The sequence below is a fragment of the Parendozoicomonas verongulae genome (genome assembly GCF_009711465.1).
Taxonomy (GTDB): domain Bacteria; phylum Pseudomonadota; class Gammaproteobacteria; order Pseudomonadales; family Endozoicomonadaceae; genus Sansalvadorimonas; species Sansalvadorimonas verongulae.
Genome location: NZ_SMME01000477.1, coordinates 1 through 422, shown reverse-complemented (window position 1 = coordinate 422; position 422 = coordinate 1). Strand labels below are relative to the sequence as shown.

General features: G+C 50.0%; 1 protein-coding gene. It reads right to left on the bottom strand.

Annotated features, from left to right (window positions below; all coding sequences use genetic code 11):
• Window positions 1-220 precede the first annotated feature (220 nt).
• A partial coding sequence (locus E1189_RS24560; protein WP_230459911.1) for a hypothetical protein occupies window positions 221-422 on the bottom strand: 202 nt, incomplete at its 5' end.

The following is a 422-nucleotide window of genomic DNA, read 5'->3' as shown; positions in this document are numbered from 1 at the left end:
TCACCACTTTGTGCATTGCCGCGGGAAAAAACACAGAACCCAATTCACACTCACTGGTTCAACGGCTGCCACAACATGGATTAGACATCCATCTACCACTTGCCTCATTTCCAGTAACAATGAGGTTCCTGACATTTTATCCACGCCTCCTTCTTCACCTCCCCTTCTGAACACGCAATTTCCAGAGCTTTCGGACCTGGAGCAGGCTGAGGCTCTATTTTCAGATATATCTTATTTGCTGCAGGATGATGTATTTCAGAGTCTTTTTTACGCCAGTGCAGAGGAGGGTGCATTCGATACAAGTGGCACTCTTACTGAAGTGAATCCGATTCACTCTGACAGCAAGCAGCGGCCCACGAACACCGCCGGGATGCATACCAAACACAAGCGCCCCCACACAGGGGACAGGCCCTACGTCTGTG